26 protein-coding genes are annotated in these 24,915 nt (G+C 70.5%); 15 read left to right on the forward strand and 11 right to left on the reverse strand.

Annotation, left to right across the window (positions count from 1 at the left end; translation table 11 throughout):
* Positions 1 to 11 precede the first annotated feature (11 nt).
* Entirely contained in the window at positions 12 to 824 is an 813-nt protein-coding gene (locus LZ495_RS33560) for a DUF1838 family protein (protein WP_372498681.1), read from the reverse strand.
* 115 nt (positions 825 to 939) lie between these two features.
* On the opposite strand from LZ495_RS33560, the gene LZ495_RS33565 reads away from it, so the two are divergent.
* A complete protein-coding gene (locus LZ495_RS33565; RefSeq protein ID WP_235056839.1) occupies positions 940 to 2,505 on the forward strand; it encodes a class I adenylate-forming enzyme family protein in 1,566 nt (521 codons plus the stop codon).
* Between the two features lie 121 nt (positions 2,506 to 2,626).
* Entirely contained in the window at positions 2,627 to 3,436 is an 810-nt protein-coding gene (locus LZ495_RS33570; RefSeq protein WP_235056840.1) for a cyclase family protein, read from the forward strand.
* Positions 3,437 to 3,528: 92 nt separating this feature from the next.
* Here the strand turns inward: LZ495_RS33570 and LZ495_RS33575 are convergent, their stop codons facing one another.
* Genes LZ495_RS33575 through LZ495_RS33585 form a run of 3 tightly spaced genes read right to left on the reverse strand, consistent with a single transcriptional unit; the run spans position 3,529 to position 6,270 of the window.
* Complete coding sequence (locus LZ495_RS33575; protein ID WP_235056841.1) at positions 3,529 to 4,422, reverse strand: 1-aminocyclopropane-1-carboxylate deaminase/D-cysteine desulfhydrase; 894 nt, start codon at positions 4,420 to 4,422, stop codon at positions 3,529 to 3,531.
* A gap of 16 nt (positions 4,423 to 4,438) precedes the next feature.
* A complete protein-coding gene (locus LZ495_RS33580; protein ID WP_235056842.1) occupies positions 4,439 to 5,335 on the reverse strand; it encodes an RNA polymerase sigma-70 factor in 897 nt (298 codons plus the stop codon).
* Between the two features lie 23 nt (positions 5,336 to 5,358).
* On the reverse strand, positions 5,359 to 6,270 hold the full coding sequence (locus LZ495_RS33585; protein WP_235056843.1) for an NAD-dependent epimerase/dehydratase family protein: 912 nt from the start codon (positions 6,268 to 6,270) through the stop codon (positions 5,359 to 5,361).
* Between the two features lie 224 nt (positions 6,271 to 6,494).
* Between LZ495_RS33585 and LZ495_RS33590 the strand changes: the two genes are divergently transcribed.
* Positions 6,495 to 7,991: an SPFH domain-containing protein gene (locus tag LZ495_RS33590; protein ID WP_235056844.1), complete on the forward strand. Its 1,497-nt coding sequence runs from the start codon at positions 6,495 to 6,497 to the stop codon at positions 7,989 to 7,991.
* Between the two features lie 72 nt (positions 7,992 to 8,063).
* On the opposite strand, the gene LZ495_RS33595 is transcribed toward LZ495_RS33590, so the two are convergent.
* The gene (locus LZ495_RS33595) at positions 8,064 to 8,504 is read right to left on the reverse strand and encodes a MarR family winged helix-turn-helix transcriptional regulator (protein ID WP_308268682.1); all 441 of its coding nucleotides are present in this window, start codon (positions 8,502 to 8,504) and stop codon (positions 8,064 to 8,066) included.
* 88 nt (positions 8,505 to 8,592) lie between these two features.
* Here LZ495_RS33595 and LZ495_RS33600 point away from each other — a divergent pair, with 88 nt between their 5' ends.
* Complete coding sequence (locus LZ495_RS33600; RefSeq protein ID WP_235056846.1) at positions 8,593 to 9,012, forward strand: nuclear transport factor 2 family protein; 420 nt, start codon at positions 8,593 to 8,595, stop codon at positions 9,010 to 9,012.
* 5 nt (positions 9,013 to 9,017) lie between these two features.
* Here LZ495_RS33600 and LZ495_RS33605 read toward each other — a convergent pair whose 3' ends face one another.
* A complete protein-coding gene (locus tag LZ495_RS33605) occupies positions 9,018 to 10,133 on the reverse strand; it encodes an FAD-dependent oxidoreductase (RefSeq protein ID WP_235056847.1) in 1,116 nt (371 codons plus the stop codon).
* Positions 10,134 to 10,202: 69 nt separating this feature from the next.
* On the opposite strand from LZ495_RS33605, the gene LZ495_RS33610 reads away from it, so the two are divergent.
* Entirely contained in the window at positions 10,203 to 10,883 is a 681-nt protein-coding gene (locus LZ495_RS33610; protein ID WP_235056848.1) for a TetR/AcrR family transcriptional regulator, read from the forward strand.
* Here LZ495_RS33610 and LZ495_RS33615 read toward each other — a convergent pair.
* Positions 10,880 to 11,266, reverse strand: a complete 387-nt coding sequence (locus LZ495_RS33615) for a hypothetical protein (RefSeq protein ID WP_235056849.1) — start codon at positions 11,264 to 11,266, stop codon at positions 10,880 to 10,882. The genes LZ495_RS33610 and LZ495_RS33615 overlap by 4 nt on opposite strands.
* Before the next feature lie 243 nt (positions 11,267 to 11,509).
* Between LZ495_RS33615 and LZ495_RS33620 the strand changes: the two genes are divergently transcribed.
* From LZ495_RS33620 to LZ495_RS33635, 4 genes are all read left to right on the forward strand, one after another.
* Positions 11,510 to 12,502: a LysR family transcriptional regulator gene (locus LZ495_RS33620; RefSeq protein ID WP_235056850.1), complete on the forward strand. Its 993-nt coding sequence runs from the start codon at positions 11,510 to 11,512 to the stop codon at positions 12,500 to 12,502.
* 33 nt (positions 12,503 to 12,535) lie between these two features.
* Positions 12,536 to 12,832 (forward strand): DUF6506 family protein, encoded by a 297-nt coding sequence (locus LZ495_RS33625; RefSeq protein WP_235056851.1) that lies wholly within the window; start codon positions 12,536 to 12,538, stop codon positions 12,830 to 12,832.
* A gap of 91 nt (positions 12,833 to 12,923) precedes the next feature.
* The gene (locus LZ495_RS33630) at positions 12,924 to 14,294 is read left to right on the forward strand and encodes an SMI1/KNR4 family protein (protein ID WP_235056901.1); all 1,371 of its coding nucleotides are present in this window, start codon (positions 12,924 to 12,926) and stop codon (positions 14,292 to 14,294) included.
* A gap of 149 nt (positions 14,295 to 14,443) precedes the next feature.
* On the forward strand, positions 14,444 to 16,981 hold the full coding sequence (locus tag LZ495_RS33635) for a hypothetical protein (protein ID WP_235056852.1): 2,538 nt from the start codon (positions 14,444 to 14,446) through the stop codon (positions 16,979 to 16,981).
* 220 nt (positions 16,982 to 17,201) lie between these two features.
* Here LZ495_RS33635 and LZ495_RS33640 read toward each other — a convergent pair whose 3' ends face one another.
* Both LZ495_RS33640 and LZ495_RS33645 read right to left on the reverse strand, forming a co-directional pair.
* Positions 17,202 to 18,524 carry a chloride channel protein gene (locus LZ495_RS33640; protein ID WP_235056853.1) on the reverse strand — a complete coding sequence of 441 codons (1,323 nt, stop codon included), beginning with the start codon at positions 18,522 to 18,524 and terminating at the stop codon, positions 17,202 to 17,204.
* Between the two features lie 56 nt (positions 18,525 to 18,580).
* Positions 18,581 to 19,036 carry an ATP-binding protein gene (locus tag LZ495_RS33645; RefSeq protein WP_235056854.1) on the reverse strand — a complete coding sequence of 152 codons (456 nt, stop codon included), beginning with the start codon at positions 19,034 to 19,036 and terminating at the stop codon, positions 18,581 to 18,583.
* A 189-nt stretch (positions 19,037 to 19,225) separates the two neighbouring features.
* On the opposite strand from LZ495_RS33645, the gene LZ495_RS33650 reads away from it, so the two are divergent.
* The 5 genes from LZ495_RS33650 (at position 19,226) to tgmC (ending at position 22,818) form a co-directional block, all read left to right on the forward strand.
* Positions 19,226 to 20,062, forward strand: coding sequence for a helix-turn-helix domain-containing protein (locus LZ495_RS33650; RefSeq protein ID WP_235056855.1), 837 nt, complete (start codon positions 19,226 to 19,228; stop codon positions 20,060 to 20,062).
* Positions 20,059 to 20,247: a DUF397 domain-containing protein gene (locus tag LZ495_RS33655; RefSeq protein WP_235056856.1), complete on the forward strand. Its 189-nt coding sequence runs from the start codon at positions 20,059 to 20,061 to the stop codon at positions 20,245 to 20,247. Before LZ495_RS33650 ends, LZ495_RS33655 begins: the two co-directional genes overlap by 4 nt.
* 96 nt (positions 20,248 to 20,343) lie before the next feature.
* The gene (locus tag LZ495_RS33660) at positions 20,344 to 20,595 is read left to right on the forward strand and encodes a putative ATP-grasp-modified RiPP (protein ID WP_235056857.1); all 252 of its coding nucleotides are present in this window, start codon (positions 20,344 to 20,346) and stop codon (positions 20,593 to 20,595) included.
* Between the two features lie 13 nt (positions 20,596 to 20,608).
* Positions 20,609 to 21,610 (forward strand): ATP-grasp ribosomal peptide maturase, encoded by a 1,002-nt coding sequence (gene tgmB / locus LZ495_RS33665; RefSeq protein ID WP_235056858.1) that lies wholly within the window; start codon positions 20,609 to 20,611, stop codon positions 21,608 to 21,610.
* Complete coding sequence (gene tgmC / locus LZ495_RS33670; protein WP_235056859.1) at positions 21,607 to 22,818, forward strand: ATP-grasp peptide maturase system methyltransferase; 1,212 nt, start codon at positions 21,607 to 21,609, stop codon at positions 22,816 to 22,818. The genes tgmB and tgmC overlap by 4 nt, the downstream gene beginning before the upstream one ends.
* 17 nt (positions 22,819 to 22,835) lie before the next feature.
* Here tgmC and LZ495_RS33675 read toward each other — a convergent pair whose 3' ends face one another.
* Positions 22,836 to 23,759 (reverse strand): serine hydrolase, encoded by a 924-nt coding sequence (locus LZ495_RS33675; protein ID WP_235056860.1) that lies wholly within the window; start codon positions 23,757 to 23,759, stop codon positions 22,836 to 22,838.
* A 101-nt stretch (positions 23,760 to 23,860) separates the two neighbouring features.
* Here LZ495_RS33675 and LZ495_RS33680 point away from each other — a divergent pair, with 101 nt between their 5' ends.
* Positions 23,861 to 24,343, forward strand: a complete 483-nt coding sequence (locus LZ495_RS33680; RefSeq protein ID WP_235056861.1) for a phosphatase domain-containing protein — start codon at positions 23,861 to 23,863, stop codon at positions 24,341 to 24,343.
* Positions 24,344 to 24,347: 4 nt separating this feature from the next.
* Here the strand turns inward: LZ495_RS33680 and LZ495_RS33685 are convergent, their stop codons facing one another.
* A complete protein-coding gene (locus LZ495_RS33685; protein ID WP_235056902.1) occupies positions 24,348 to 24,911 on the reverse strand; it encodes a GTP-binding protein in 564 nt (187 codons plus the stop codon).
* Between the last annotated feature and the right edge of the window lie 4 nt (positions 24,912 to 24,915).

Below are 24,915 nucleotides of genomic sequence, written 5' to 3' on the forward strand. Positions count from 1 at the left end.
ACGTTTCTCTCTCACACAGGCGGTTCTTGTCCAATCCCTCCGGGATACCGCTTGCGGAAGTATGTCCAACTTGTCTCGTTCGGCGCCGACCATTCCTCGGGCGCGTGCGCATAGGACGGGTTGTGCTCGGCGACGTACTTGCGCAGGTGCTCGGGCAGCTCGTCGTACCCGCCGAGCTTGGTGCCGTGGCAGTGGAAGACCAGCCCGCCAGGCCGGCCGCCCATGCGCATCCACGGCAGCCACGGCGACAGCCGGGCCCACGAGAAGCGGCACGGCACCGAGGCGAGGTCGGCGCGGTCCAGGTCGGAGCGCCGGCAGAAGAACTGGAACAGCTCGGCGGCCCGGTACATGTCGTCCGCGGAGTTGTCCGGGAAGTCCGCGACCGGCAGCGGCGACGGGTACGCCAGCAGGATGTCCTGCGCCCACATCACCTCGTCGCCGACCTCGGTGACCGGCGCCCGCCACGGCCCGCGCGGGCCGTCGAGCAGCAGCTCCATGTTCACCGGGTCGTTCCAGATGTGCAGCACCTCGTCCTCGGCGCCGGTGACCGGGTTGGCCCAGGTCGACAGGATCTCCCCGGTGCGCGGGTCCTGGTAGAAGGCCGCCTCGCGGGCCAGGAACCGGTAGCCGCCGTCGACCTCCTCGATCCGGCCGATGCTGAAGCCCTCGAAGCGGAACAGCTGCCGGAAGTTCTCGCCGGGCACCTGGGCGTGCACGTTGCCGGTCCACCACACCACGGTGTCCTCGGGCCCGAGGCTCGCGCGGGTGCGGACGAACGCCTTCAGGTTGCCGGCCGGATCGGCCAGGTCGGCTGCTTCGGTCACTTCAGGGACCTCGGGCGCTTCGGGCACGGAAGACCTCCGGAATTCGACGTCGGTCAAGACTACTCACGCCGGTTGGCCGTTGCGCCACGTTGCGGAACGGTGTTTCCATTCTGGGATGACGCTGTATGGCGGCGGTGCCGCGCTCAATATGGCGAACGGTGTACGGGAGTTCGCGCAGTCCTGCCCGGACCGCGCCGCAGTGGTCGACGGCTCCCGCACACTCACCTACCGGGCCCTCGACGACCGCGCGAACCGCCTGGCCTGCGCACTCCTCGACTGCGGCCTCTCCCCCGGCGACCCGGTGGCCGTCCTGCTGCCCAACTGCCTGGAGTTCCCCGAGATAGCCACCGGCCTGGCCCGCGCGGGACTGCCGATGGTGCCGCTCGACCCGCGGCAGACCGCCGCGGAGACCGAGTGGATCGTGCGGCACTCGGGAGCGCGGGCCCTCGTGCTGGACGACGCCCTTGCCGGACTCGCCGCGGGCGTGGCCGACGTCGCGGCCCCGGGCGGCGGCAGCGCAGGCGTCGACGTCGTGCTGTCGCTGCGCGGCACGACCGCCGGACCGGCGTACGAAGGCGTACTGGCCGGTGCCCGCGCGGTCGACCCGCACGTGCCGGTCGGCGACCTGGACATCTTCGGGATCCAGTACACCTCCGGAACGACCGGAAATCCCAAGGGAGTCCTGGTCACCCATCGCAGCCGCGTGCTGCAGGCGTACCTCGCCGCGCTGGAGTGGGGACTCGGCGCGGGACGCGCCAGCATCGCGGTGGCGCCGATGTACCACGGCGCCGGCTTCCTCTTCGGCTTCGCTCCGGTGCTCACCGGCGGCACGGTGTCGATGCTGCCGCGCTGGGATCCCGAGGAGATGCTCGCGATGACCGAACGGGTCGGCGCGCAATCGGTGTTCCTCGTCCCGACCCACGCGCAGACGATCCGCGCGCTGGGCGAGGACGTGCTCGGACGCCATGACCTGTCCACCCTCGACACGCTCTACTTCAACGTCGCCGCGCTGCCCGTCGCGCTCAAGCAGTGGGTGATGGACGCGTTCCCGAAGTGCGGCGTGCACGAGTTGTACGGGTCCACCGAGGCCGGCGTGGTCACCAACCTGCGCCCCGAGCACGCGGCCGGAAAGTGGGGCTCGGTCGGCCACGCCTGGTACATGACCGAGGTGCGGCTGGTCGGCGACGACGGCCTGCCGGTCGGCCCCGGCGAACCCGGAGAACTGTTCAGCAGATCGCCGTTCCTCATGCAGGGCTACCTCGGCGACCCGGCTGCCACCACCGCCTGCACGACCGACGACGGGTTCCTGACCTGCGGCGACATCGCGGTGGCCGACGACGAGGGCTTCCTGTCGATCGTGGACCGCAAGAAGGACATGATCATCTCGGGCGGGGTCGACATCTACCCGCGCGAGATCGAGGAGGCCGTCGCCACCCACCCGGCCGTCGCGGAGGCCGCCGTCGTCGGGGCGCCCGACGAGACGTGGGGCGAACGCATTGTGGCCTACGTCGTGCTGCGGCCTGGGGGTGTCCTGGACGCAACGGCGCTGGACGAGTACTTGCGCCCCCGCGTCGCGTCGTACAAGCTGCCCCGCGAGCTCCACCTCATCGATGCCTTGCCGCGCAACGCGGCCGGGAAGGTCCTCAAGCGCGCACTGCAGAACTCCGGGCAGAAGGCCTGACCGCGGCGCCGGCTGCGGCCGCGTGCCGCAGCCCGGTCCGGCACCGCCGGCACCGCCGGCACCGACGGCGCAGCCGGCAACGTACGGCACGGTCATCGGTCTTCACGCCCTGGGGGAGCACATGGCGTACATCGACGGATACCGGCTGGCGGGGTCGCGGATCATCGACCTGGCCCAGCCCATGCGCACCGGCATGCCGCAGTCCGCGAACCATCCGCCGTTCCGGATGGCCCTCGAGCGGCGGCACGGCGACTATGTGCGCACCGACGGCGGTTCGGCGGCGAACGAGGTGATCGTGACCGGCGGGCACGTCGGCACGCACGTCGACGCGCTCGGGCACGTCTCGCAGGACGGCCTGGTGTACGGCGGGCTCGCGGCCGCCGACATCCAGAGCCATCAGGGCCTTTCGCAGCTCGGCATCGAGACGTTCGCACCGTACGTCGGGCGCGCGGTGATCCTGGACGTGCCGCGCCTGTACGGGGTGGGCATGCTGCCGCCCGGCTACGAGATCACCGCCGACGACCTGTCGCGCGCCGAGGCCCTGGCCGGCTCCGACGTGCGGCCCGGTCAGGCGGTGCTGATCGCCACCGGGTGGTCGCGGCTGTGGGACCAGTACGACGTGTTCACCGGCCTCCGCGACGGGGTCCCGGGGCCGGGGGCGGACGCCGCACGCTGGCTCGCCTCGCGGCGGGTGCGCGTGGTGGGCGGCGAGACCATCGCCTTCGAGCGCATCGCGCCCGGCATGGGGCACGCCACCTTGCCGGTGCACCGGATCCTGCTGGTCGAGTCCGGGGTGAACATCGTGGAGACGATGCGGCTGCACGAACTCCTGGACTGCGGGGTGGGCGAATGCCTGCTGATCCTGGCGCCGTTGCCGGTGGTCGGCGCGACGGGGGCGCCGGTGCGGCCGCTCGCGATCGTGCCGGCCTGAGCGCGACCAAATCGCGGTCTGCACGCGGCCTGACCACGGGCCTCGCGCTGCGACCGGCGTCCCGACGTCCCGGCGTCCGGGTGTCCGGGCGGTCAGCCCGTCTTGACCGCCACGATCCCGGTGCCGGGCGCGAAGGCGCCCTGCCCGGCGAGTTCGGTGAGCCCGTAGAGCATCTTGCCGACGTAGACCTCATCGACCGCGATGCCGTGCCGGGCCTCGAAGTCGGCCGTGAACTCGTGCAGTTCCGGGGTGCTGCGGGCGTATCCGCCGCAGTGGAAGCCGGTCTCCACACGCCAGTTGCCGGTCGCGGCGCCGTAGGTGCGGCGCTGCAGCTCGGCCACGTCCGCGGTCAGGAAGTCGCCTTTCAGTACCGCGAATCCGAGTGCCTCCCGGCCCTCCGGCAGGCCGGCGGCCAAGCCCGCGAGCGTGCCGCCGGTGCCGCAGGCGACCGCGATCGCCGCGTACGGCACGTCGATCTCGGCGGGCAGTTCGGCGCAGCCCCGGACCGCGGCCGGGTTGCTGCCGCCTTCCGGGATCGCGAAGAACTCGCCCAGCTCCTCGGCCAGTCCGGCCAGGTACTCCGGTTCGGCGCGGCGCCGGTAGGCGGTGCGGTCCACGAAGACCAGGCGCATGCCGCGGTCCGCCGCGAACCGCAACGAGTCGTTCAGCGGCCGGTCCGCGAGCTCGTCGCCGCGGATGACGCCGATCGTCGCGAACCCGTACCGCGCGCCGGCCGCCGCGGTCGCGCGGATGTGGTTCGAGTACGCCCCGCCGAAGGTGAGCAGTGTGCGGTGGCCGGCGGCGCGGGCGTCCGCGAGGTTGTACTTGAGCTTGCGCCACTTGTTGCCGGGCAGCTCGGGGTCGATCAGGTCGTCCCGCTTGAGCCAGAGCCGCAGGCCGCGCGCGGTGAAGCGGTCGTCCTGCAGCTCCTGCAACGGCGAAGGCAGCAGGCCGCGGGGTGCCGGGGCTGCGACGGGATGGTCCACGTCCCTATTGTCCCGGTCACTCCCCCGCGGACGGCGGTTCGACGGGCAGGGTGAGCCGGGCCGGCTGGATGCCGCTCAGCTTGTTCGGGTTGATGGCGACGCGGATCGCGGTGATCTGCCCGTCCACCGACTCGAAGCTGATCGAGCCGATGTTCGCCTCGCCCATCGTGAGCAGCAGGCCGGGCTCGCCGTTGATCTCGGCGGGCAGCATCTGCACGCCCTGCACCTCGGGCTTGGCGAGCACGCCGAGGAACCAGCGGGCCACGCTCTCCGGGCCGTGCAGCGGGCGGCGGGCCGCGGTGACCACACCGCCGCCGTCCGACCAGGACGTGACGTCGGGGGCGAGCAGGGCGAGGACCTGGTTCAGGTCGCCGCCCGCGCAGGCCTCGCGGAACTTGTCGGCGATCTCGCGCTGCTCGGCGGCCTCGGCGGCGAAGCGCGGGCGGCGGGCCTGGACGTGTTCGCGGGCGCGATGTGCGAGCTGACGGACCGTCGCCTCGGATTTGCCGATCGCCTCGGCGATCTCGGCGTGCGAGTACCCGAACACCTCGCGCAGCATGAACACCGCGCGCTCGGTCGGGGTCAGGGTCTCCAGCACGACCAGCACCGCCATCGAGACGGTGTCGGCCAACTCGGCCTCCTCGGCGATATCGGGCGAGGTCAGGATGGGTTCCGGCAGCCAGGGCCCGACGTACGCCTCGCGGACGACCTGGGCCGACTTCAGCCGGTTCAGACTGAGGTTCGTGACGGTGCGGACCAGGTAGGCCTTCGGGTGCTCGATGGCCGTCCGGTCCGTCTGGTGCCACTTCAGCCAGGCGTCCTGCACGATGTCCTCGGCATCGGCGACGCTGCCCAGCATCCGGTAGGCGGTCCCGAACAGCAGACGCCGGTGCTCCTCGAAAACATCGTTCATGATCGCAACCGTGGCATTACCGGTCAGTTTCCGGCAAGAGCGGAAAGGCCGGACACGGGATCGGGATAGGTCGGCGCCCAGCCCAGCTCGGTCTTCGCCTTGGCGTTGGAGACGCGCATGTTGACCCGGGTCATGCGGTATGCGTAGGTCATCGGGCGCATCAGCACCGTCGGGAGCGTCATCGGCCGCGGGGTGCCGAACGCCTCGGCCACCGCCCGCACATGCGCCCCGAAGCCCATCGGGGTGTCGTCCGCGATGTTGTACGCCTGCCCCGGCTCGCCGCCCTCGACCGCGAGCGCCACGGCCTCCCCCGCATCGGCCAGATCCACCCACGGCAGCACGCGCCCATGGTCGTTGACCGCGGGGAGCTTGCGCTTCTTGAGCAGCTCGACCAGCGCATCGGTGCCGCCGGCCCCGTAGAAGAGCCCGAAGCGCAGCGCGATGCCCTCGATGCCCGGGGTGTTCAGCATGAGGTCTTCCTTGACCCGCATGCCCTCGACGTGGCGCTCGACGGCCGGGTCGCCGGTCGGGCCGAAGAAGTCGTCCTCGGTGATCACCTGGTCGTGGAAGTCGAGGTAGCCGTAGCCGAAGACCATCGACTCGGCGACCACCCGCCGCGCGCCGACCGCTTCGGCGGCCGCCATGAGGTTCTTGGTGCCCTCGACTCTCAGATCGTCGGTGGCGTACATGTCCTTGTGCTTCATGGGCGCCTCGCGCAGCGCGGTCGCCGCGTGCACGACGGTGTCGACCTCGAGCCCGTCGACCGCGCGCAGCAGCGCGTCGCGGTCCATCAGGTCGGCGGTCACGTCGGCAGAGGCACCGCGGCCCAGCCCGATGACGGTGTAACCGCGGCGGGTCAGCGCCTCCGCGGCGTGGCGCCCCAGGACGCCGCTCGCTCCGGCCAGCAGCACGTTCTTGGTGTCGGTCATGGCCATGGGACAAGTAGCTACCGGCATTCGTGACAGGGTGGAATGTGAACCAGGTCACACGCCCGAAAAAGGCCTGGGCAGAGGGAGATCCATCGATCTTGGCGTGCCGGGGCAGAGGTACGGATTTCCCCCTTGGAGCCGGGCCCGCGGCGGGCGCACACTCCGAAGCGACGCGCCGCCTGGCCAGCGTGCATCCCGCCGCACAACGGCGCGCGAAGGGGGAACTTCCCATGACCATCGGCCTGATCGTGGCGGCAGCCCTGCTGCTGCTGGTGATCATCGTCGTGTTCAAACTGATGTGGCGGGTCGCGGAACCCAACGAGGCATTGCTCATCTCGGGGTCCCGGCACCGCACCGAAGGACTCGCCGAAGGACTCGGATTCCGTATCGTCACCGGCCGGGGCACGCTCGTCGTCCCGGGCGTGCAGGCGGTCCGCAAACTGTCGCTGGACCTGAGGGCCGCGGACCTCGCGGTGGACTGCGTGACCAAGCAGGGCATCCCGGTGCACCTGCGCGGCGTGGTCATCTTCAAGGTGGGCGACGACTACATCTCCATCGCCAACGCCGCCCGGCGCTTCCTGGACCAGCAGGGCCAGATGGTGGACCGCGTCCACATCGTGTTCGCCGGTCACCTGCGCTCCATCGTGGGCGGCCTGACCGTCGAGGAACTCATCCGCGAGCGCGAGAAGTTGACCGAGCAGACCCGGGCCTCCTCGGGTGCCGAGATGGAGAAGCTCGGGCTCATCATCGACTCGCTGCAGATCCAGGAGATCCTGGACCCGACCGGCTACATCGAGAACCTGGCCCGGCCGCACGCCGCGGCCGTGCAGCGTGACGCCCGCATCGCGCAGGCGCTCGCCGACCGGGAGGCCACCGAGGCCGAGCAGGAAGCCGAGGCACGCAAGGCCGAGGCGACCCGCAACAGCTGGGTGCAGCGCACCGGCTACCAGGCCGAGATGGACAAGGCCGCGGCCGAGGCCAAGCAGGCCGGCCCGCTCGCCGACGCGGCGGCCCGCCAGGAGGTCATCGTCCAGGAGACGCGGGCCGCCGAACTGGAGGCGCAGAAGACCGAGCAGCAGCTGCAGGTCGACGTGCGGAAGCCTGCGGACGCCCAGGCGTACCAGACCCGTACGGTCGCCGAGGCGGACCGCGACGCGCGCATCTTCAAGGCGCAGGCCCAGGCCCGGGAGACCGAGCTCAAGGCCGCCGCCGAGGCGCAGCAGGTGAAGATCGCCGCGGACGCCGCCGCCGAGGCGGCCCGGCTGCGCGGTCTCGCGCAGGCCGACGCCACCCGGGCGGTCGGTTCGGCGGAGGCGGACGCGTCCAAGGCGCGCGGTCTCGCGCAGGCGGACGCCACCAGGGCGCAGGGCCTCGCGCAGGCCGAGGCGTCCAAGGCCCAGGGCCTTGCCGAGGCGGAGGCCATCCGGGCCCGCGCCGAGGCGCTGCGGGAGAACCAGGACGCCGTCATCGCGCAGCAACTGGCCGAGAAATGGCCGGAGATCGTGCGGGCTGGTGCGGAAGCCTTCGGCAACGTGGACCACATGGTCCTGCTCAACGGCGCCGACGGCATGTCCGACATGTTCGCCAAGGCGCTCACCATGGGCGGCACGGGCCTCGGCCTCGCCCGGCAGCTGATGAGCGCGATGAGCACGGCAGAAGCGAACGGCACGGCCCCGAAGAACGGCACCCCGGTGGTGCCGGTGCAGATGGACGGCGACAAGTCCTGACGCGGAAGACAGGTGCGGCTGCGGGTTTTCCACCCCGCGGCCGCACTTTGCGTTTCCGGTCGCTCTGCCGGGTCAGTCCTGGCGGTGGTGGGCGAGGAGGCGGGCGAGCATGCCGGTCAGGGCGTCCCGTTCCGCGGCCGAGAGCGGCGCGAGCAGGTCGTCCTGGACCTGGTCGAGCGCCTGGTCCGCGCGCTTCAGCTGCCGGGCACCCTCTTTGGTGAGCGTCACGATGTTGCGGCGGCGGTCGTCCGGATCGGGGGTGCGCTCGACGAGGGCCTGGCCGGCGAGTTCGTTGAGGGTGGCCACCACGTCGCTGCGGTCCATGGCGACGCGGCGGCCGAGGTCGGCCTGGCTGGCCGCCCCGAACTCGTCCAGCGCGGACAGGATCCGGTAGTGGTACCCGCGGGTGCCGACCGCAGCGAAGCCGTCGGCCGCCAGCCGGTGCGCGTGCACGGCGACCTGGCCGAGCAGCCAGCTGGGCTTCGCGGTCAGGCGTGCGGGTGTCTTCTCCACGGTCCCCACATTACATCGTTGGTACTGCCAACGAATCTATGTATTGTTGGTGACGCCAACATTGGAACGGCCAACGAAATGAGGCGTCATGTCCGCACAGGCTCTGACCACCGACCGCATCGACCTCGCCGACCTGTTCACCCGGCTCGCCGTCCTGCTGGACGAGAAGCGCTGGGACGACGCGGGCACCGCCTTCACCGGCGACGTGGTGGCGCGGTCGCCCTTGGGGCACGAACTGCACGGCCTCGACCAGGTCATCGCGCACATGCGGAAGGGCGAGGCCGTTGGGGAGCACACCCAGCATGTGACGACCGACCTGCTGGTGGACGTCGACGCCGACGGCGACCGCGCGGCGGTCTCGGCGAACTCGCTCGTGTTCTTCTACCGCGACGGCGAACCTCCGTTCCGGACCAGTGGCCTGCGGCTGGTCACCGCCGCGGTGCGGACGGCCGACGGCTGGCGGATCCGCGAGTGGGAGACGAAGCTCCTGTGGATGCGAGAGGCCTGAGCCGGTCAGTCGGGCTGGAAGAACGCCAGCATCGTGCGGGCCGCGTCCGGGGCTGACAGCAGTTCTTGGACGAAGGCGGACTGGCGGGCCGCAGCGCTGGTGCGGGCGAACATCTCGCCCTCGTACGCCTTGACCGCGGCGGCCTGGTCGTCCGGGTGCGCGGCGAGTGCCAGTCCGAGCAACGCTCCGTCCAGCAAGGCCTGGTTGGCGCCTTCGCCTACCGGGGGCATCAGGTGCGCGGCGTCGCCCAGCAGCGTGATGTCCGGTCGCGAGGGCCAGGTCAGGCCGACCGGGAGTGTGGTGATCGACCAGGTCTGGAGCGCGTCGCCGCAGGCCTCGATCAGCGCAGTGCAGCGCGGATGCCAGTCGGCGAACAGCGCCGTCAACTGTGCTCGGGCGGTCGCCGGTTCGTCGAGGGCGATGCCCTGTTCGGCAAACCAGTCTTCGCCGGTGTCGTAGAAGCTGAGGTAGACGCGTATGCGGCCGTTGCCGTTGCGCTGCGCGGCCAGGGACTGCCGGTCGCCGAGCACCCAGTAGTTGCCGCGTCCGACCATGGCCGCGAGGTCGGGATGGGTGTTGTCGGCGTCGGATATGCCGAGTTCCACGATGTGTTGGCCGACGTGGGCCGGCTGCGCATCCGTCAGCAACGGGCGCACTCGGGAACGGGCACCGTCGGCGCCGACCAGCAGGTCGTACGCGGCGGTGCTGCCGTCGGCGAAGCGCAGGACGCCGTCGGCGGCGGACTCGAAGGTGCTTCCCCAGCGCACGGTTCCCTCGGGGAGGGAGTCCAGGAGCAGGGCGCGCAGTTCGGTGCGTTCGACCTCCGGACGCGCGAGCGGCGCGTCGTCGGGGGTGTCCTCTTGGAGCAGCAGCGTGCCGTCCGGCTCCAGAAGGCGCAGGTCCTGGCCCTCGCCGCGGGCGATCGCACGGAAGCCGTCGATGAGGCCCGCCTCGCGCAGCGCGCGCTGGCCGGTCCCTTCGTGGATGTCGAGCATGCCGCCCTGGGTGCGCCAGGCGCGCGAGGGTTCGCGCTCGTACACGGCGGATTCGATGCCGTGCACGTGCAGAACCCGGGCGAGAGCCAGGCCGCCCAGCCCGGCTCCGACGATTGCGATGGCCATGCCCGCCTCCTCGATACACTGTATTCTCACGATACAGCGTATCGGCCAGACCGCTGTATCGTCTGCCGCATGTTGGTGTGGGAGCGGCCGGAGCCGCCGAATCGACCGGTACCGGGTCCGCTGAGCCGGGAGCGGATCGTCAGCGCGGCGCTGGAGCTGGCCGATGCGGACGGCCTGGAGGCGGTCTCCCTGCGCAAGGTCGCCGCCGCGCTGGAGGTCGGACCGATGCGGCTGTACGGCTACATCGCCACCAAGGACGAGCTGCTCGACCTGATGACCGATGCCGTGTACGCGGAGATCCGGCCGGCCGGCGACGACTGGCGCGAGGTGCTGCGCTCGCTCGCCGAGTCCACTCGGCAGGCGGTCCACCGGCACGAGTGGCTGGCCGACCTGATCGGCGGCCGTCCGCAGCTGGGGCCGAACGCGATGGCCCGCGGCGAGGCGGTGACCGCAGCGCTGGGGAATGTCGGCGTGGACATGGTCATGCCGGTCGTCTCCGCGGTCGACGCGTACGTGATCGGAGCCGTACGCCGCGAGATCGCCGAACTCCGCGCCGAGCGGGCCACCGGGTTGGACAAGGAGCAGTGGCAGGCCGCGTACGGGCCGTACCTGGAAAGGTCCTTCGCCACGGGCAGGTTCCCGGCACTGGAACACGTCGTGCGCGAGGGCGCGCACCTGGATGCGGACGAGACCTTCCGGATCGGCCTCGACTTCGTCCTGGACGGCATCGGGGCCCGCCTCCAGGCTTAGACGGCCTCCCAGTTACGCAGGTCGACGACGAGTTGCACGACAAGGGCGACCCACAATCCGATCGCTGACCACATCGCCCCTCGGGCTGCCCCGAGGGCGCTATTGCGCTGCATCCAAGCGGCGACCACCGTGCCCGACACCGTCCCTGCTGTCGGCGCCCCGAAGAGCACCAAGGCAATGGTCGACAGTTCCTGCTTGGTCCGGTGGTTGGCTTCCCAGTCGTAGTTGCTCTTGTGCTCCACCGCGTTATTGGCGGCCAAGAGGAAGAAGACGACCAGCGGGACCAGCAGTGCGACGGAGACCGCCCAGGCCCTGACCACCTGCCGATGCTTCCGCGCGTCCTCGTCCAAGGCCGCACCGATACCGATTCCCCCATCGATCATGCGCCCAGTCTTCCCGGACCACCCCGCTCGGAGGCGTCCCCGCGCATTCCGGATGATCAAGAAAGCACGCCGCCCACCAGACCTTCCGTGTCGGACCCGGTGACTCGACGTTCGCCGTGGCCATCCTCATCGCGATGATCACGGACGCAGCCGAGGACGACGGCTCGAGCGCGCAATCCCCTGCCGGTCGCGGCGAACGCCGCCGCCCGGCGCGTCGCGGACACGACCTTGTAGCGTCCTGGCGTGGAGTTGCGTCAATTGCGGTACTTCCTGGCCGTCGTGGAGGAATGCCATCTGACCCGGGCCGCTGAGGGACTGGGCATCCGGCCGACGTCTCTCAGCCAGCAGATCATCGCGCTCGAACGCGAGCTGGGCGCCGCACTGTTCGTACGCACTCCCGCAGGCATGTCGCCCACCGACGCGGCGCGGCGGCTCGTACCCGACGCCCGCGCGGCGGTCGAGGCTGCGGCGCGGGCAGCGAAAGCGGTACGCGGCCGTCCCTCCCCCGTCCGAGCCGCCGTCACGCCGGGTACGCCGCCTTGGGTCGCCGACGCGCTGTGGCGCGCTGCCGGTGCTGCCGCGCCCGAGGTTGCCGACCTGCAGACCGCAGACCAATTGGCGGCCCTGCAGGACGGGCGACTGGATGTCGGCGTCGTACTGCTCCCCGAGGACGTCGGCGGCCTCGCGTGCGTCACCGTCGCGGACGCCGAGCTGGGGGTCGTCGTCGCCGATGCCCACCCGCTCGCCGATTGGGGCGAGGTGTCGTGGTCGGACCTCACCGGAAACGCGCTGCTGTGGTTTCCGAGGACCGCGGCACCGGGGTATCACGACGCGACGCGCGAGGCGTGGGTGCAGGGCGGCTGGACTCCTCGCGAGATCCGGTGCGGATCACCCCGGCGATCGCTGTTCCGTGCGGAACTGGCCGCCGGTGCCCGGGACGCCGACGCGGTCGTGGCGCTGCGCCCGGCCTGGGACGTCCGCGCGGGCGACGGGCTGGTGTGGCTACGGCTGCGGAGCCCGGTGGTCCCGCGCATCCGCCACGGCCTCGTCTGGGATCCGCGCGATCTGTCGGTGGCGCAGTACGCGGGCAGGGCCACCGAACTGCTGTCTGAGGCAACGCCGCACGAGTATGCGGCGATGCCTCGTGGACACGCCTCGGCAGAGGCGGCTGTAGTGGCGCGCGAAGGGGCTGCACCGCGCGAGGCCGCGGGCGGCCGCAGCGAGCCCTGCGCCTGAGCCGCGCCGGGGCGAGTCCGGGAGGCGTACGCCATGGCACTGACCGCGTGGGGCTTCATCTACACCGCATCCGGTTCCGACCCGGCCGCGGAGACCGTGGTCGAGACGCCGTCCTGCCGCTCCGTGTTCGTGGGCGTGGACCGCCCCGACCAGGCGCCGGACGTCGCTCGCCGCCTGGTCGCGGAAGGCGCGCAACTGATCGAACTGTGCGGCGGGTTCGGACCGGTGTGGACCGCCCGCGTGATCGAGGCCGTCGAGGGGGCCGTACCGGTGGGTGCGGTCGGCTACGGCCCGGAGGCGGTGGACCAGGTGCACGCGATATTCGCCTGACGAGCTTGCTGCGGGCTCAGCGGCGCGGAGCCCGTCGGTCGTCCGTGATAGTCACATGGCCCGACCATCGCCGACACCGGAGGAGTTCGTGATGTCGTCGCTCTACGACCTCGCGGCATGGGAACCCGTGTTGCGGATCATCCGGGCCAACAACCCGAACAGACTGACCGGGCCGCGCGGTTACGTATCCGGAAGGATCAGCCCGGAGTCGACGAGCCTGCCGGCGGAGGAGGAGTTCCGGCCACCGGCGTCAGAGCAGGCCATCGAGGCGGATGCCGTCGGGCGCATACTCGGCCTGCTCGGCGAGGTCGGCGCCGACGGCATCTCCTACCGGGTGACGATCGCCGCCGACGGGCGGACCGTGATGCGCCTGAGCAATCCGAGCCCTGCGGTGGAGCATGGCCTAGGGCCGTATCCGGGAGCACTGGTCCTGGTCGAGGGTGCCGTCCCGGAGCCGTGGCGGCGCTTGCCGGAACCGAGGCCCGACGCCGGACCTTCGTCCTCGGTGGACCTCGAGCTCCTGGAACGGACCCTCCGCGAGAGAGTCCCGGACGCAATCGGTGCCACCGACGCCGAGGTCGCCGCTGCGGAGGCCCGTCTGGGTGTTCCTCTGCCCGACGAACTCAAGGTGCTGTACCAGGTGACACGCGCGCGTTGGCAGGATCTGGCGCACGACGACGACGCGGATGAGCGCATGTCGCAAGCGGTCTGCTGCGAGCTCTTCCCGCTGGATGAGCTGTACATAGCCGACCCATCGTCCCGTCCGGACCACTGGCAGTTCGGAGCCAAAGACGCGGTGGTCACACCCCCGGATGCCGCCGTGCAGGGGCTGGTCGGTTCGCCCGGCTGGATCGCCTTTGCCGACAATGGCGGGGGCGACCGGTTCGCCGTCGACCTCACTCCTGGACCACGCGGGCACGTCGGCCAGATCATCCTCATCGATCACGAACTCAGCGTCGGCGCCGACCTGGTCGCCGCTTCCCTCACCGACATGATCGTCCACCGCCGCAACCGCGCCGACCGCAGACCGGAAGCGGACTCGGACGCAATGCCCGTCGTGGCCCACGTCAACTCCGGGAACATCAGGAGCATCGAGGCCGCAGTGCACGACGGGCTCGAGGTATTGAGCATCGGCCACTGGGACGGCGCCCCGTTCCACCTCATCGCCGCGCATGGCCTGCCGCGATTGCGAACCCTGTACGCGACCCCCGGAACGCTCGCCGATCCGTTGGAGGTCGCCGAGCTTACGGGCTTGGAGTTCCTGGCGCTCGGACCGGACGACTGGCGGCTGCTCCTCGACGCCTCGGCCGTCCCGAAAGGGCTGTCCGCTGCTGAAGTCATCGTCTTCGGCCAACCGGACCCCGGCCCCATCACTGCGCTCGCGAACGAGATCCTCGGCCTGTGGGGCCGGCCCGCGATCATCGACGCCGTCCTCGAAGGACGGATCTCCGCCGCGGAATGAGACCGCGAACGATGCACTGGCGTCCCGTTGCGGTGCGGGCTGTTCCTGGGGGACTGCGGCGGTTGGGCGTCGGGGGCCCAGGGTCGGCAGGGAGGGCGATCACGGCGAGGGGGATCATGGTCGGTCAGTGACCGACGAGGGGAGGCCACGTGGCCGACGGCGTCCAGGACGTGCTGTGGCTCGCGGGTCGCGAACTCGGCGCGAGCGTGCTCGGCCGCGAGCATTTGCGGCGCGACCCGCAGCCGTCCGGCACCCCGCCCGTCCGGACCGAGTCGGCGCCTTCCCCGGCATCGGTCGAACACGCGGTACGCGACGGCCGCTTTGCGTTCCCCGGCCGGCACCGGAAAGGCGACTGGCGAGCGGTCCGCCCCGGGGACCGTGACCTGCTGCTTCGGCTCTTGGAACGCGACGACCCGGAGCTGAACGCCTCTCTGTTCCGCTCCTCGGACTGGCCCGCGCTGCGCATGGCGGTCCTCGCGCAGCGCCGCTTCACGCCGCACCGCGGCGAACCGCGGCCGACCACCGCGCCGTGGCCGTTCCCCGACCCGTGGGGACCCGCCGATCCCCTGCCGCCTGCGGCGGCGGGCGGCGTCGGTGTCCCCGCCCGCGAGACGCTCCCGCTCCCGCTCGCCTCGTCGCTGCGGTCGTACGTCCTCAACAGCAACCGGCGCTCCGACGCCCAGGCCGCGCTCGCCGCAGCCGACCCGGACCTCGCCATCCGCGCGCTGATGCGCGGCGTGCCCGGCGGCATGCACGGCGGCCGCTTGGCCCGGCTCCGGGCGGCGGTCACGCTGTGCGCGGCCGGCCGGGTGGGCGAACTGCGCCTGGTCCTCGACACCGCCCCGCTCGATCTGCCGGGCATCCCGCCCGAGGTCGTACGCGACGAACTCCTGGGCATCCGGCCGCCGGACCGGCTGCGCAGGCTTCTCGCGGCCGAGCACGGTCCGGACGCGTTCATCGCCCGGCTGCGTGCCGCCCTGCGGATCCCGTACGCCCGGTCGGTGGTCAAGGCCGTCCTGGAACCGCCGTGGGAGGACGTCGCCGCCGCGCACGACCGGGAGCCGCTGCCGTGGCCGGCGGCCGTGGCGCTCGTCGAACATCCGCGCTGCCCGGCGCCGTTGCTGGGCAGGTTGGTCGCGATCCATCCGCGCGCCACGATGCGGGTGGCCCGCCCCGGGCCCGAGACCTCGGCGCGGTGCGCCGCGTTGGGCGAAGACCAACTCACCAAGCAGGTCGTGTTGCGCGGTGTCGCGACGGGTGCGCTGACCGCGGACGACCTGACCGCCCGCATAGGGCCGGCCCGGATCGCGCTCACCGCGCTCGTCGACGGCGAAATAGGCAGCGTCGCCACGTGCACGGTGGCCGCCGGCACCATCCGATCGATGCTCGCGCAGGCGGGCGACAAGGACTCGGGCGTATGGCGCACGGTGTTCACGATGCTGCCGCACTACGACGGCACTGTCGCCGAACTGCTGGACGAGGCGGCAAAGCATCCGCGCCGCGACATCCCCGCGGGTCCGGACCGCGGACCGGACGCGCCACCGTCCTTGGGACGGCAGGCCGCATGGGCGTACGCGACCCTCATCGGACTCCTCGGTCCGGAACACGTCGGCAGCGCCCTCGACTTCCTCGACGACCGCGGGCTCGCATCGCTGGCCCGAACCCCGGGCGTCCCGCGGCAGATCGCCGACCATGTGCTCGCCCACGGCGGTCCCGCCGCACGCCTCTCGCTCGCCGCCAACCCGGCGATCCATGTCGACGCCCTCGAAGCGCTCGTCCTCGGCAGCGGCGACCCTGCGGTCGCGTCGGCGGCGTACCGGAACCCGCGCTGTCCGCACACCTTGCGTCGGCACATCATCTCGGCGGACGTGTTCGACGACGCGCTGCGCGCCGAACTGCCCGATGATGCGCACGCGTTCTGGCACCGGCTGGCGTCCCCCGACCTTGCCCAGCTGCTCCGGGTCGCCGACGCGTACGGCGACGGCAGGCATCCCGTGCGCCTGCGCGCCGCGTACCGGATCGCCGACCTGCACGGAACGGACGCGCTCCCGGGTTCGTGGGACAACCCCGAGATCGTCCAGGCCCGCGACAGCGGCGACATCAAGCCCTTGCGAGAGGCGGTGCGCGACCTGGACGCGCGGCAGCTTGCGGCGGTGCGCGGTGGCGGCACACTCCGGCTGTTCCGGACCCCGGACGAGATGGAGGCGGTCACCGACCCCGGCCTCGACTGGGGGTCGGTGACCGCCGTCGACCGGGCCGGGGAACTCCGCGACTACCTCCTCAAATACCTGCTGGCGCGCCACGACTGCCCGGTGGAGTGGGCCCGCGACGTCCTCGTCGACCCGCCGCGGCCGCGAACGAGCCCGGCCATGCGGGGCCCCGTCATGGCCCGGTATCGCGCTTTGGCGGTCGAGGAGATGCGGGCCGGCCCGGTCTCTTGGGACGACCCCGCCGCCGTGCTGGCCAGTGGAGCGGCCGACCCCGCGGAGTTCCTCGCCGCCACGCGCGCCGCGCAGACCGTCACCGCCGCAGTCGGCCACCTCCCGCTCGCCCGCGCCGCGGCCCGGCTGCTCCACGACGAACTCGGGGACCGCGTGGACTCCTGGGTGGTACTCGTCCGGCTGCTGCAAAACGATCCGCAGGCCACCCTGCCGGAACTGGCGGCCGCGGCAAGGGCGGCCACCTAGGTATGGCTACGGCCGGTTGCCTTCGAGTCATCACTCGGCCCGGACGTGGACGGTGGCGGACCCGGTCGGGAGCGGCGGTGCGTCGCCGCGTTGTACGGCGGTAGCCGCCGCCGACCACCCCGCCGCGGCGACCGATCCGGCAACAGGGCACGATCCGTGCCCGCGGCACGCCACTCAACCCCACACACCATCCACCGATCAGATGATCCGAGGAACCGGCCTAGGCCGGCTCTACCCCTGCCGGGGCGGGTTCGGCGTTCACTTTCCTGCGGTCGAGGAAGGTGACGGTCAGCAGGGCGGTGACGGACGCGATGATCAGGATGGGCATCAGATCGGTTGCGTCGTCGCCGAGGAGGGCGGCGGCCAGGACGGTGGCGGTGATCGGGAGGCGCGTCGCAGCCACGCCTGACGCGCAGATACCTGCGGCCAGGGCCGGGGCCATGCCGAAGCCTGGCAGCGCGCCGCACGCGATGCCGACCGCGGAGCCGATCATCAGCGCCGGGAAGATCGGGCCGCCGCGCAGGCTGCCGAGTGCGATGCCCCAGCCGATCATCTTGGCCAGGATGAGCGCGACGAGCGCGAGGATGCTCCACGCTTCGGGCTCAGCGGCGAGGAGTCCGACGGTCGTCTGGCCGGAGAGGGCGACCTCCTCCGGGGACCGGTCGGCGATCAGCGCGTACGCGGTGATGCAGACGCCGATGGCGACCGCGCACCCGAAGATGCGCGGGCCGGACAGCTTCGTCCACGCCTCGGTACGTCGGCCGACCGCGAACCCGGTGGCGATCAGGACCGCGACCAGGACGGCCATCGGGATGCCCCACAGGAAGTCCCCGGCGTCGGGCAGCCCGGCCGGGGGCTTCTCGGGGAGCGACAGCGCACCGATCTTGAGCCCGGTCCAGTGGCCGAAGCCGGTGAAGACCAGGGCGCCGATGCCGCAGGCGAGAAGGCAGGGGACGATCACGAGCATGCGGGCGGGGCCGGCGAGGGCGACGCCTTCCAGGACCATGACGGCCGGGATCAGCGGGCTCCCGAAGATCGTGGCGATACCGGCGGTCGAGCCCGCGTTGCCCAGGACCGTGGCGGCCTTGGGGTTCGCGGCCCGCTTCGCGGCGGGCAGGGCCAGGAGGGCGACGGCACTGCCCAACGCCATGAGCGGTGCCTCGGGGCCGAGCATCACGCCCAGTGGCAGACAGGCGATGGCCGCGAGCGCGACGCCCGGGGCCTCTTTGGGGACGATCGGCGGTCCGCCGAGGCCGTGGACCGGGACGTGTCCACCGTGCCCCGGCATGCGGGTGATGATCGGTACGGCCAGCAGTCCGGCGAGAGTCAGGGTCGGGAGTCCCCACCACCAGGGCGCCCGGTCGTAGCCGAGGGCGTCCGGCGCCGACTCCCAGATCCAGTGCTGCAGTTCGTGCACGAACCCGACGAACCAGAACGCGACGAGCGAGACGGGAATGCCGACGAGCGCGGAGAGCAGCAGGAGCTTCAGTGCCCGCCGGTCGGTCAGGAGACTCTGAAGCGTCGGCGCCTGCGGCTCGCTCATGTGTGCGTCCCCGTCTGTCCGGTTCACTGCCATATCCGAGGCAGTAAATCAGACATTCAAGGCAAATCATCCGATCGGCACTCCGGCAGCGCGAGAGCGAAACGGACGGCTTTTCCGTAGCGCGAGGGCTCGATCCAGCAATGCGAGGTGAGCGCGGCGACGACCAGGAGCCCGCGCCCGTTCTCGGCGCCGGCCGGGACGTCCGAACCAGGCAGCTCGAAGGCCACCGCCCCGCAGTCGTGCACGGAGCCGGACAGGATGCGGAGGTCTTCCAGGAGCGTCAACGTCAGCCGGATCGGCGACCCGGTCGCGTGAAGGAGGGAGTTGGTGACGAGTTCGCTGACGACCACCAGCACGTCGTCCGCGCTTTCGTCGGGGACGGACACCTCGCGGCCGAGGCACCCCCGTACGGATTTGCGGATTTCGCGGACAAGTTGCGGGCCGGCGGGCCGGAACTCCTGGTCGAGAAGGGTGCGGCCGCCGGACGGACAAGCGGCAAGGGCTGTGGACATGCGGCCTCCCGGGCCGGTCAACACACGCTGAGTGACTGGCTGTTCACCAGGACGATACATTGCGCGTAACGTTACGCGTCACCAAACGCGATATCTCACCCGGAAGGGAACGCTGTGGACGCGCGGGCACCGACTGCCGCGCGGGTGGGGCAAGATGCACGGGCAGGCTTCGATCAGAGGGAGTGTGCGGTGGCCCTGGCACCGACCTATGCGCGGCGCGAACTCGGCGCCGAGCTCAAACGGTTGCGCGAGGCCGCGCGGCTGACACAGGCGGTCGTGGCCAAGGCGCACAAGTGGAGCACGGCCAAGATGATCCGCCTCGAAGGCGGCTTGGTGACGCTGACGCTCCACGACCTGCATCTGCTCGCCGACTTCTACGGAGCCGACGAGGACGAACGACTCACTCTGATCGAGCTGATGGAGCGCGCCGAGGAGGGTCAGTGGTGGCACGCATACGGCCGGATCGTGCCCCTGGTCCTCGACGAATTCCTGGCTCTTGAGGCGCAAGCGGCGAGCATCAGCAATATGCAGATGACGACAGTCCCCGGACTGCTGCAGTGCCGCAGCTACGCCGAGGCCATGTTCAGGAACGCGGCCAAGGTCCCAGACCCGGATGATGCCGCAGCGCTCGTGGATCTGCGCATGAAGCGCCAACGAGTGCTCAGCGAAGGCACGGCCTTCGACGCAACCATCAGTGAAGTCCTTCTGCTGCAGCCCATGGGCGGACGCGAGGTCCTCAAAGACCAACTCGCCCACCTGGCAAGGATGGCGGAGCTCCCCAATGTCACCATTCGCGTCGTTCCGCTGAGCACAGAGCAACCGCTGACCATCGGCGGTCTCATCCTCTTCGACTTCGCTGACCAGGCGACGCCCGTTTCGTACACCGAGGATTTCGGCGGCATCACACCGCATCACAACCAGATCGATGTGCGGCGCCATCGTCGAGAGGCCGACCGTGTCAGGAGCATGGCGTGGTCACCGGAAGAGTCCCTGACCAACATCCAAGCGAGGCTGCGAGAACTATGACCGAGACCTACTGGCGGAAGTCGTCCTACTCCGGTGCACAGGCGTCGGACTGTGTTGAGGTCGCACCGCTAAGCCAGGCAACTGGTGTACGTGACAGCAAGTCCCCCACCCTCGGCCACCTCGAACTCACGCCGGCCACCTGGGACGCATTGCTCGACGAACTCAAGGGCACCTCTGTACCGTGATAGTGCGTCACGCAACGACTCCGTGGCGTGACTTACCGGTGCCGCCGAGCCGGGACGTCGGAGTCAGCGGCACCAAGGCAAAGGGATGAGTGACCCATGACATCAGCTCAGGTCCCTTGGGCACTCCGACTGGTCACGGACCGACTGCCGGTCGGACCCCCGGAGTACGCCTCCGTAGTCCTCGACCCGACTACGCAAATGGCCCGCTACACCGATGCCGACGGCGTCGTCGTAGAGATGGGCGAGCGTGGCACCTCACGTACCCGCGGCACTGCCTCGATGTCCGGTGGCGGCGATGGGAATAGCCCTCAAACCCAGTCGCAGGACGACAATACGACCGACTACTAGTCGGACTGATCACTTGGCATCGACCGTCCTCGTACTCACTGCCCTCGAGGACATCACCGCTGATCTCGTTGTCGGCGCCCTCAACGATCGCGAAGTCGCAGTGATGCGATGCGATCCGGCGGATATCGGGCGGGGGCTGTCCTTCGCCGGTTCGATCGGCGCAGGCACGGCTGCATGGAGCGGGCGGCTGCGCACAGCAAGTCGCAGCGTGGAACTTGAGGATGTGGCGTCCGTCTACTACCGGCGGCCCACTTCGTACTCCGACCGATATGCCGACCTCCCCGCACAGGCCCGTGACTTTGCCACGGCAGAGGCACGTCACGGGCTCGGCGGCCTTCTGCACAGCATCCCTGGAGCTCGATACGTCAACCATCCGGCTGCGGTCGCCCGTGCCGACTTCAAGCCGGCGCAGTTGCAACTCGCTGCCCGTATCGGATTGCAGGTTCCGCCGACGTTGGTGACCAACGACGTCGATGCCGCCCGCTCATTTGCGGACGAACATGGGCCAGTGGTCTACAAGACGTTCCGTGGTCTTCCTCCGGGAACCGATGGCGGGGCCGGGGCCATCTGGACTCAGCGCGTAGCCAGCGAAACCTTTGACGAGGCCATCTCGGTCACGGCGCACATGTTCCAGGCCGAGATCCCGAAGGCATGCGACGTACGCATGACGGTCGTCGGCCGACAAGTCTTCGCCCAGCGCATCATCGAACCAAACGGCGAGCTCGATTGGCGACGCGGCCGATGGGACGACCTGCGCTATGAGCCGGTTGTGGTGCCCCAGGTCATCAAGGCTGCTGCCCTCGACTTCCTCGGATCGATGCATCTCGCCTTTGGATGCTTTGACTGCGCACTCTGTGGATCGGCAGTCAGCCCGGAGTCGTGGTGGTTCATCGAGTGCAACAGCAATGGCCAGTGGGGCTGGCTTCCGGACTTCAAGGACATCGCTGAAGCCTTCGCCGACCTCCTCGCACCTTCTCTTCCATGGCAACACCCGAACGGAGACCGCGGCCGATGAACTCATCTCCGGGCCGACTCGACGACCTCGACGCCGATGCCGCAGAGCTGCGTGAGCAGCTCGGCGCGTCGCTCCTCGCCGATGGCGTGCTCGGCGACCCGGCCTGGCGCAAGGCCGTCGAACGGGTCCCTCGGCACCTGTTCACACCCGGCTTCTACCTGCCCGGGGGCGAGCGCGACGCGTACGGACTACCCCTCTGGGAACCCGTCACAGCCGTACGCGACTACCAGCGTTGGCTTTCCGCTGCGTACTCCGACGCCACGCTGATCACGCAGTTCGACGGGACGGAACCGGATTGGGCAAGCGCCGCCGTACGTCATGGCGGCGTCCCCACCTCCTCGTCGACGTTGCCATCGCTGGTGGTCCGCATGTGGGACGACGCCGAAATCGACGACGGACACCACGTGCTGGAGATCGGCACCGGCGCCGGCTACTCGACCGCGCTTGCCTGTGACCGCCTCGGCTCCGGACTAGTCACTTCTGTCGAGGTGGACGCCCGTCGCCTCGACCAAGCGGCAGACTCCTTGTACAGCTGTGGCTATGTCCCCAGCTTGGCTGTCGCCGACGGAGCGTACGGCTATTGGCCGGAAGCACCGTACGACCGGATCGTCGCGGCGTGCTCATTCCGCCACATCCCCCCGGCCCTCATCGCGCAGACCCGCCCCGGCGGGAAGATCCTCGTCACTTTGGGAGGGTGGCTGCATGGGTACGCCCGTGTGCTGCTGACCGTGAGCGAGGACGGCACCGCGGACGGGCCTCTCCTCGACGGAACCGTTTCCTTCATGCCCGCCCGCACGCACGCGGCACCCGCCTTTGGTGATCCGGCCCGTTGGGCCGCCCGCATCACCGGCGCCGCACGGACGCCCCGGCACACCCCGGAACGTTTCAGCGCTCCTACCGACCAAGCGTTCCAGTTGCGGTATCTCGTCCAAACAGCGGTGCCGAACGCACAGACCATTGCCCTGGGAGACACCACGTACCTCGTCGATGTCGTGAGCGGCTCCGCGGCGACTCTCACACGGGACGGCGATCGCTGGCAGGTACGGGAGTCCGGGGCCTTGAAGCTCTGGGACCGCGTCGAGGACGTGCTGGACGCCTACGACGCTGCCGGCAGACCCCGCCTGGACGCCTTTCGACTGCACGTCGGACCTGACGGGCAGACCCTGCGGCATCCTCAGATGCCGCCGCTGACCTTGCCATTCGACTGACCTCGGCGACCTTGAGGTCAATCGCTGACGGCTTCGGCCGCGGCTTCGGCGGCTGTCTCTACTTCGGCGACGCCTGCGTCCATGGTGCTGTGGCTGTCGGACAGCACTGCCACGAGGAGTTCGTGGCCTTCGTGGGTGATCCGGCCGATGCTGTTGATGACCCATAGGCCGGTGGTGCTGCGCGGTAGCCAGCCGTTCTTCAGGGCCGTGGTGCCTTGGTCCGCGGCGGCGGAGACTCCCCAGGCCTGGTCGGTGGCCACCGACTCCATCAGGCCCACCGCGTACTCCCGCGAGTCCGCGTCCAGTGCGGATGACTCCGCGGTCAGGGCGACCAGGAGGTCTATCTGGTCGCCGACTGTGGTCGTGGTGAGGCCCCAGGACTCGGCGGATGGGGTCGTCTCGGTCAAGCCCAGACGGGTGTTGGCGGCTTCGAGACCGTCTGCGCCGCCGACTTCCTTCCACAGCGTGGTGGCTGCGTCGTTGTCGCTTTGGCGGATCATTGCGGACGCTGACGTCCGTTCCGCGGTGGTGAGGTCGCGGGACTCGTCCTGGGCCTGCAGCAGCAGCGCGGCCAGGATGTCGACCTTGGCGATGCTGGCCGAGACGTACTCACTGTCGCCGTTGGCCTCGGCTGTACGACCGGTCTCGGGGTCGAGTACGGCCACTGAGAGGTTGTCGTTGGCGACCGCAATCTTCGGCGCGCCGCGTACGGCGGTCGACGGCTCGGCCGTGGCCGACGGTTCGGCGGTGGCGGCAGCGGCGGTCGGCGACGACTCCGTTGCGGCGGTCGGGGAGGAGACCGTGGCGCTGACCACCGCGTCCCCCGCGTCCACCCGCCCGGCCGGCGTCACGAACAGCACGGCCAAAGCGGCCACAAGGCTCAGCACCCCGACCAGCAGCATCGTCGACGCCTGCGTCCAAGGCCTGCGTATCCGGCTCATGATCCGACACTCGCGACGCTCCCTGGGCGCGCGGTGAGTGCCGTCTTAACGGCGGATGAGAAAGACTGCCCGGGGCAGGTCAAGGCGATCTTGGAGGTTCTGTGGCGCGGCAGTCGGTGGCGGTGTTCGATCTGGACGGCACGTTGGCGGACACCCGGCATCGCCTGCGGTACCTCGACACCCGGCCCAAGAACTGGGACGCCTTCTTCGACGCGGCCAAGCTCGACGCCCCGCTGCCCAAGGGCGTCGCCCTCGCGCTGGCCAGTGCCGAGGAGCACGAGATCGCCTACGTGACGGGCCGCCCCGAGCGCTGCCGCCGCGACACCGAGGCCTGGATCGCCGAACACGGCCTTCCGACCGGCCGGGTCTGGATGCGCGGCAGTCAGGACCGGCGCCCGGCAAAGACCGCCAAGCTCGAACTGCTGCGGCGGCTCGCCAAGAAGCAGGACGTCGCCCTGGTCGTGGACGACGACGCGCTGGTGTGCGACGCGTACCGCAAGGCCGGCTTCACCGTCGTGCAGGCCGACTGGATGCCCGCCTCGCCGGTCCTGTCCGAGGCGCAGGACGCCGAAGGCCGTACCTGACCCGTCAGGGTCTGAAGCGCCCTGCGCCGGCCACCGTCTGCATGGCGAGGACCCGGTCGATCAGGCACACGAGAGCGTTCTTGACGGAGTCCCGGCGGCGGGCGTCCAATTCGACGATGGGGACGGCCGGGTCGATGCCGAGTGCCTCGGCCACTTCGTCCAGGTCGAAGCGGCCGCCGGTGTCGAAGACGTTGACCGCCAGCAGGAACGGGATGCCGCGTTCCTCGAAGTAGTCGACCGCCGGGAAGCAGTCCTCGATGCGGCGGGTGTCGACCAGGACCACCGCACCGAGCGCGCCCTCGACCAGGTCGTCCCAGAGGAACGCGAAGCGGTCCTGCCCGGGCGTCCCGAACAGGTAGAGGATCAGGCTCCGGTCCAAAGTGATGCGGCCGAAGTCGAGGGCCACGGTCGTGGTGGTCTTCGCGTCGACGCCGGTGACGTCGTCCACGCCGATCGAGACCTCGGTCATCGCGGCCTCGGTGGCCAGCGGGTCGATCTCGGAGATCGCGCCGACGAACGTGGTCTTCCCGACGCCGAACCCGCCGCTCACCACGATCTTCACCGACATCGGC

It is taken from the genome of Yinghuangia soli, assembly GCF_021502675.1.
GTDB classification, from domain to species: Bacteria; Actinomycetota; Actinomycetes; order Streptomycetales; family Streptomycetaceae; genus Yinghuangia; species Yinghuangia soli.

What these genes read in the sequence shown, in the direction of transcription:
- LZ495_RS33645 (WP_235056854.1), bottom strand. Translation starts at nt 19,036, where the DNA reads ATGTCCACAGCCCTTGCCGCTTGTCCGTCCGGCGGCCGCACCCTTCTC.
- LZ495_RS33675 (WP_235056860.1), bottom strand. Translation starts at nt 23,759, where the DNA reads ATGAGCCGGATACGCAGGCCTTGGACGCAGGCGTCGACGATGCTGCTG.
- LZ495_RS33685 (WP_235056902.1), bottom strand. Translation starts at nt 24,911, where the DNA reads ATGTCGGTGAAGATCGTGGTGAGCGGCGGGTTCGGCGTCGGGAAGACC.
- LZ495_RS33585 (WP_235056843.1), bottom strand. Translation starts at nt 6,270, where the DNA reads ATGGCCATGACCGACACCAAGAACGTGCTGCTGGCCGGAGCGAGCGGC.
- LZ495_RS33590 (WP_235056844.1), top strand. Translation starts at nt 6,495, where the DNA reads ATGACCATCGGCCTGATCGTGGCGGCAGCCCTGCTGCTGCTGGTGATC.
- LZ495_RS33600 (WP_235056846.1), top strand. Translation starts at nt 8,593, where the DNA reads ATGTCCGCACAGGCTCTGACCACCGACCGCATCGACCTCGCCGACCTG.
- LZ495_RS33580 (WP_235056842.1), bottom strand. Translation starts at nt 5,335, where the DNA reads ATGAACGATGTTTTCGAGGAGCACCGGCGTCTGCTGTTCGGGACCGCC.
- LZ495_RS33615 (WP_235056849.1), bottom strand. Translation starts at nt 11,266, where the DNA reads ATGATCGATGGGGGAATCGGTATCGGTGCGGCCTTGGACGAGGACGCG.
- LZ495_RS33605 (WP_235056847.1), bottom strand. Translation starts at nt 10,133, where the DNA reads ATGGCCATCGCAATCGTCGGAGCCGGGCTGGGCGGCCTGGCTCTCGCC.
- tgmC (WP_235056859.1), top strand. Translation starts at nt 21,607, where the DNA reads ATGAACTCATCTCCGGGCCGACTCGACGACCTCGACGCCGATGCCGCA.
- LZ495_RS33565 (WP_235056839.1), top strand. Translation starts at nt 940, where the DNA reads ATGACGCTGTATGGCGGCGGTGCCGCGCTCAATATGGCGAACGGTGTA.
- LZ495_RS33655 (WP_235056856.1), top strand. Translation starts at nt 20,059, where the DNA reads ATGACCGAGACCTACTGGCGGAAGTCGTCCTACTCCGGTGCACAGGCG.
- LZ495_RS33610 (WP_235056848.1), top strand. Translation starts at nt 10,203, where the DNA reads ATGTTGGTGTGGGAGCGGCCGGAGCCGCCGAATCGACCGGTACCGGGT.
- LZ495_RS33640 (WP_235056853.1), bottom strand. Translation starts at nt 18,524, where the DNA reads ATGAGCGAGCCGCAGGCGCCGACGCTTCAGAGTCTCCTGACCGACCGG.
- LZ495_RS33625 (WP_235056851.1), top strand. Translation starts at nt 12,536, where the DNA reads ATGGCACTGACCGCGTGGGGCTTCATCTACACCGCATCCGGTTCCGAC.
- LZ495_RS33570 (WP_235056840.1), top strand. Translation starts at nt 2,627, where the DNA reads ATGGCGTACATCGACGGATACCGGCTGGCGGGGTCGCGGATCATCGAC.
- LZ495_RS33660 (WP_235056857.1), top strand. Translation starts at nt 20,344, where the DNA reads ATGACATCAGCTCAGGTCCCTTGGGCACTCCGACTGGTCACGGACCGA.
- LZ495_RS33630 (WP_235056901.1), top strand. Translation starts at nt 12,924, where the DNA reads ATGTCGTCGCTCTACGACCTCGCGGCATGGGAACCCGTGTTGCGGATC.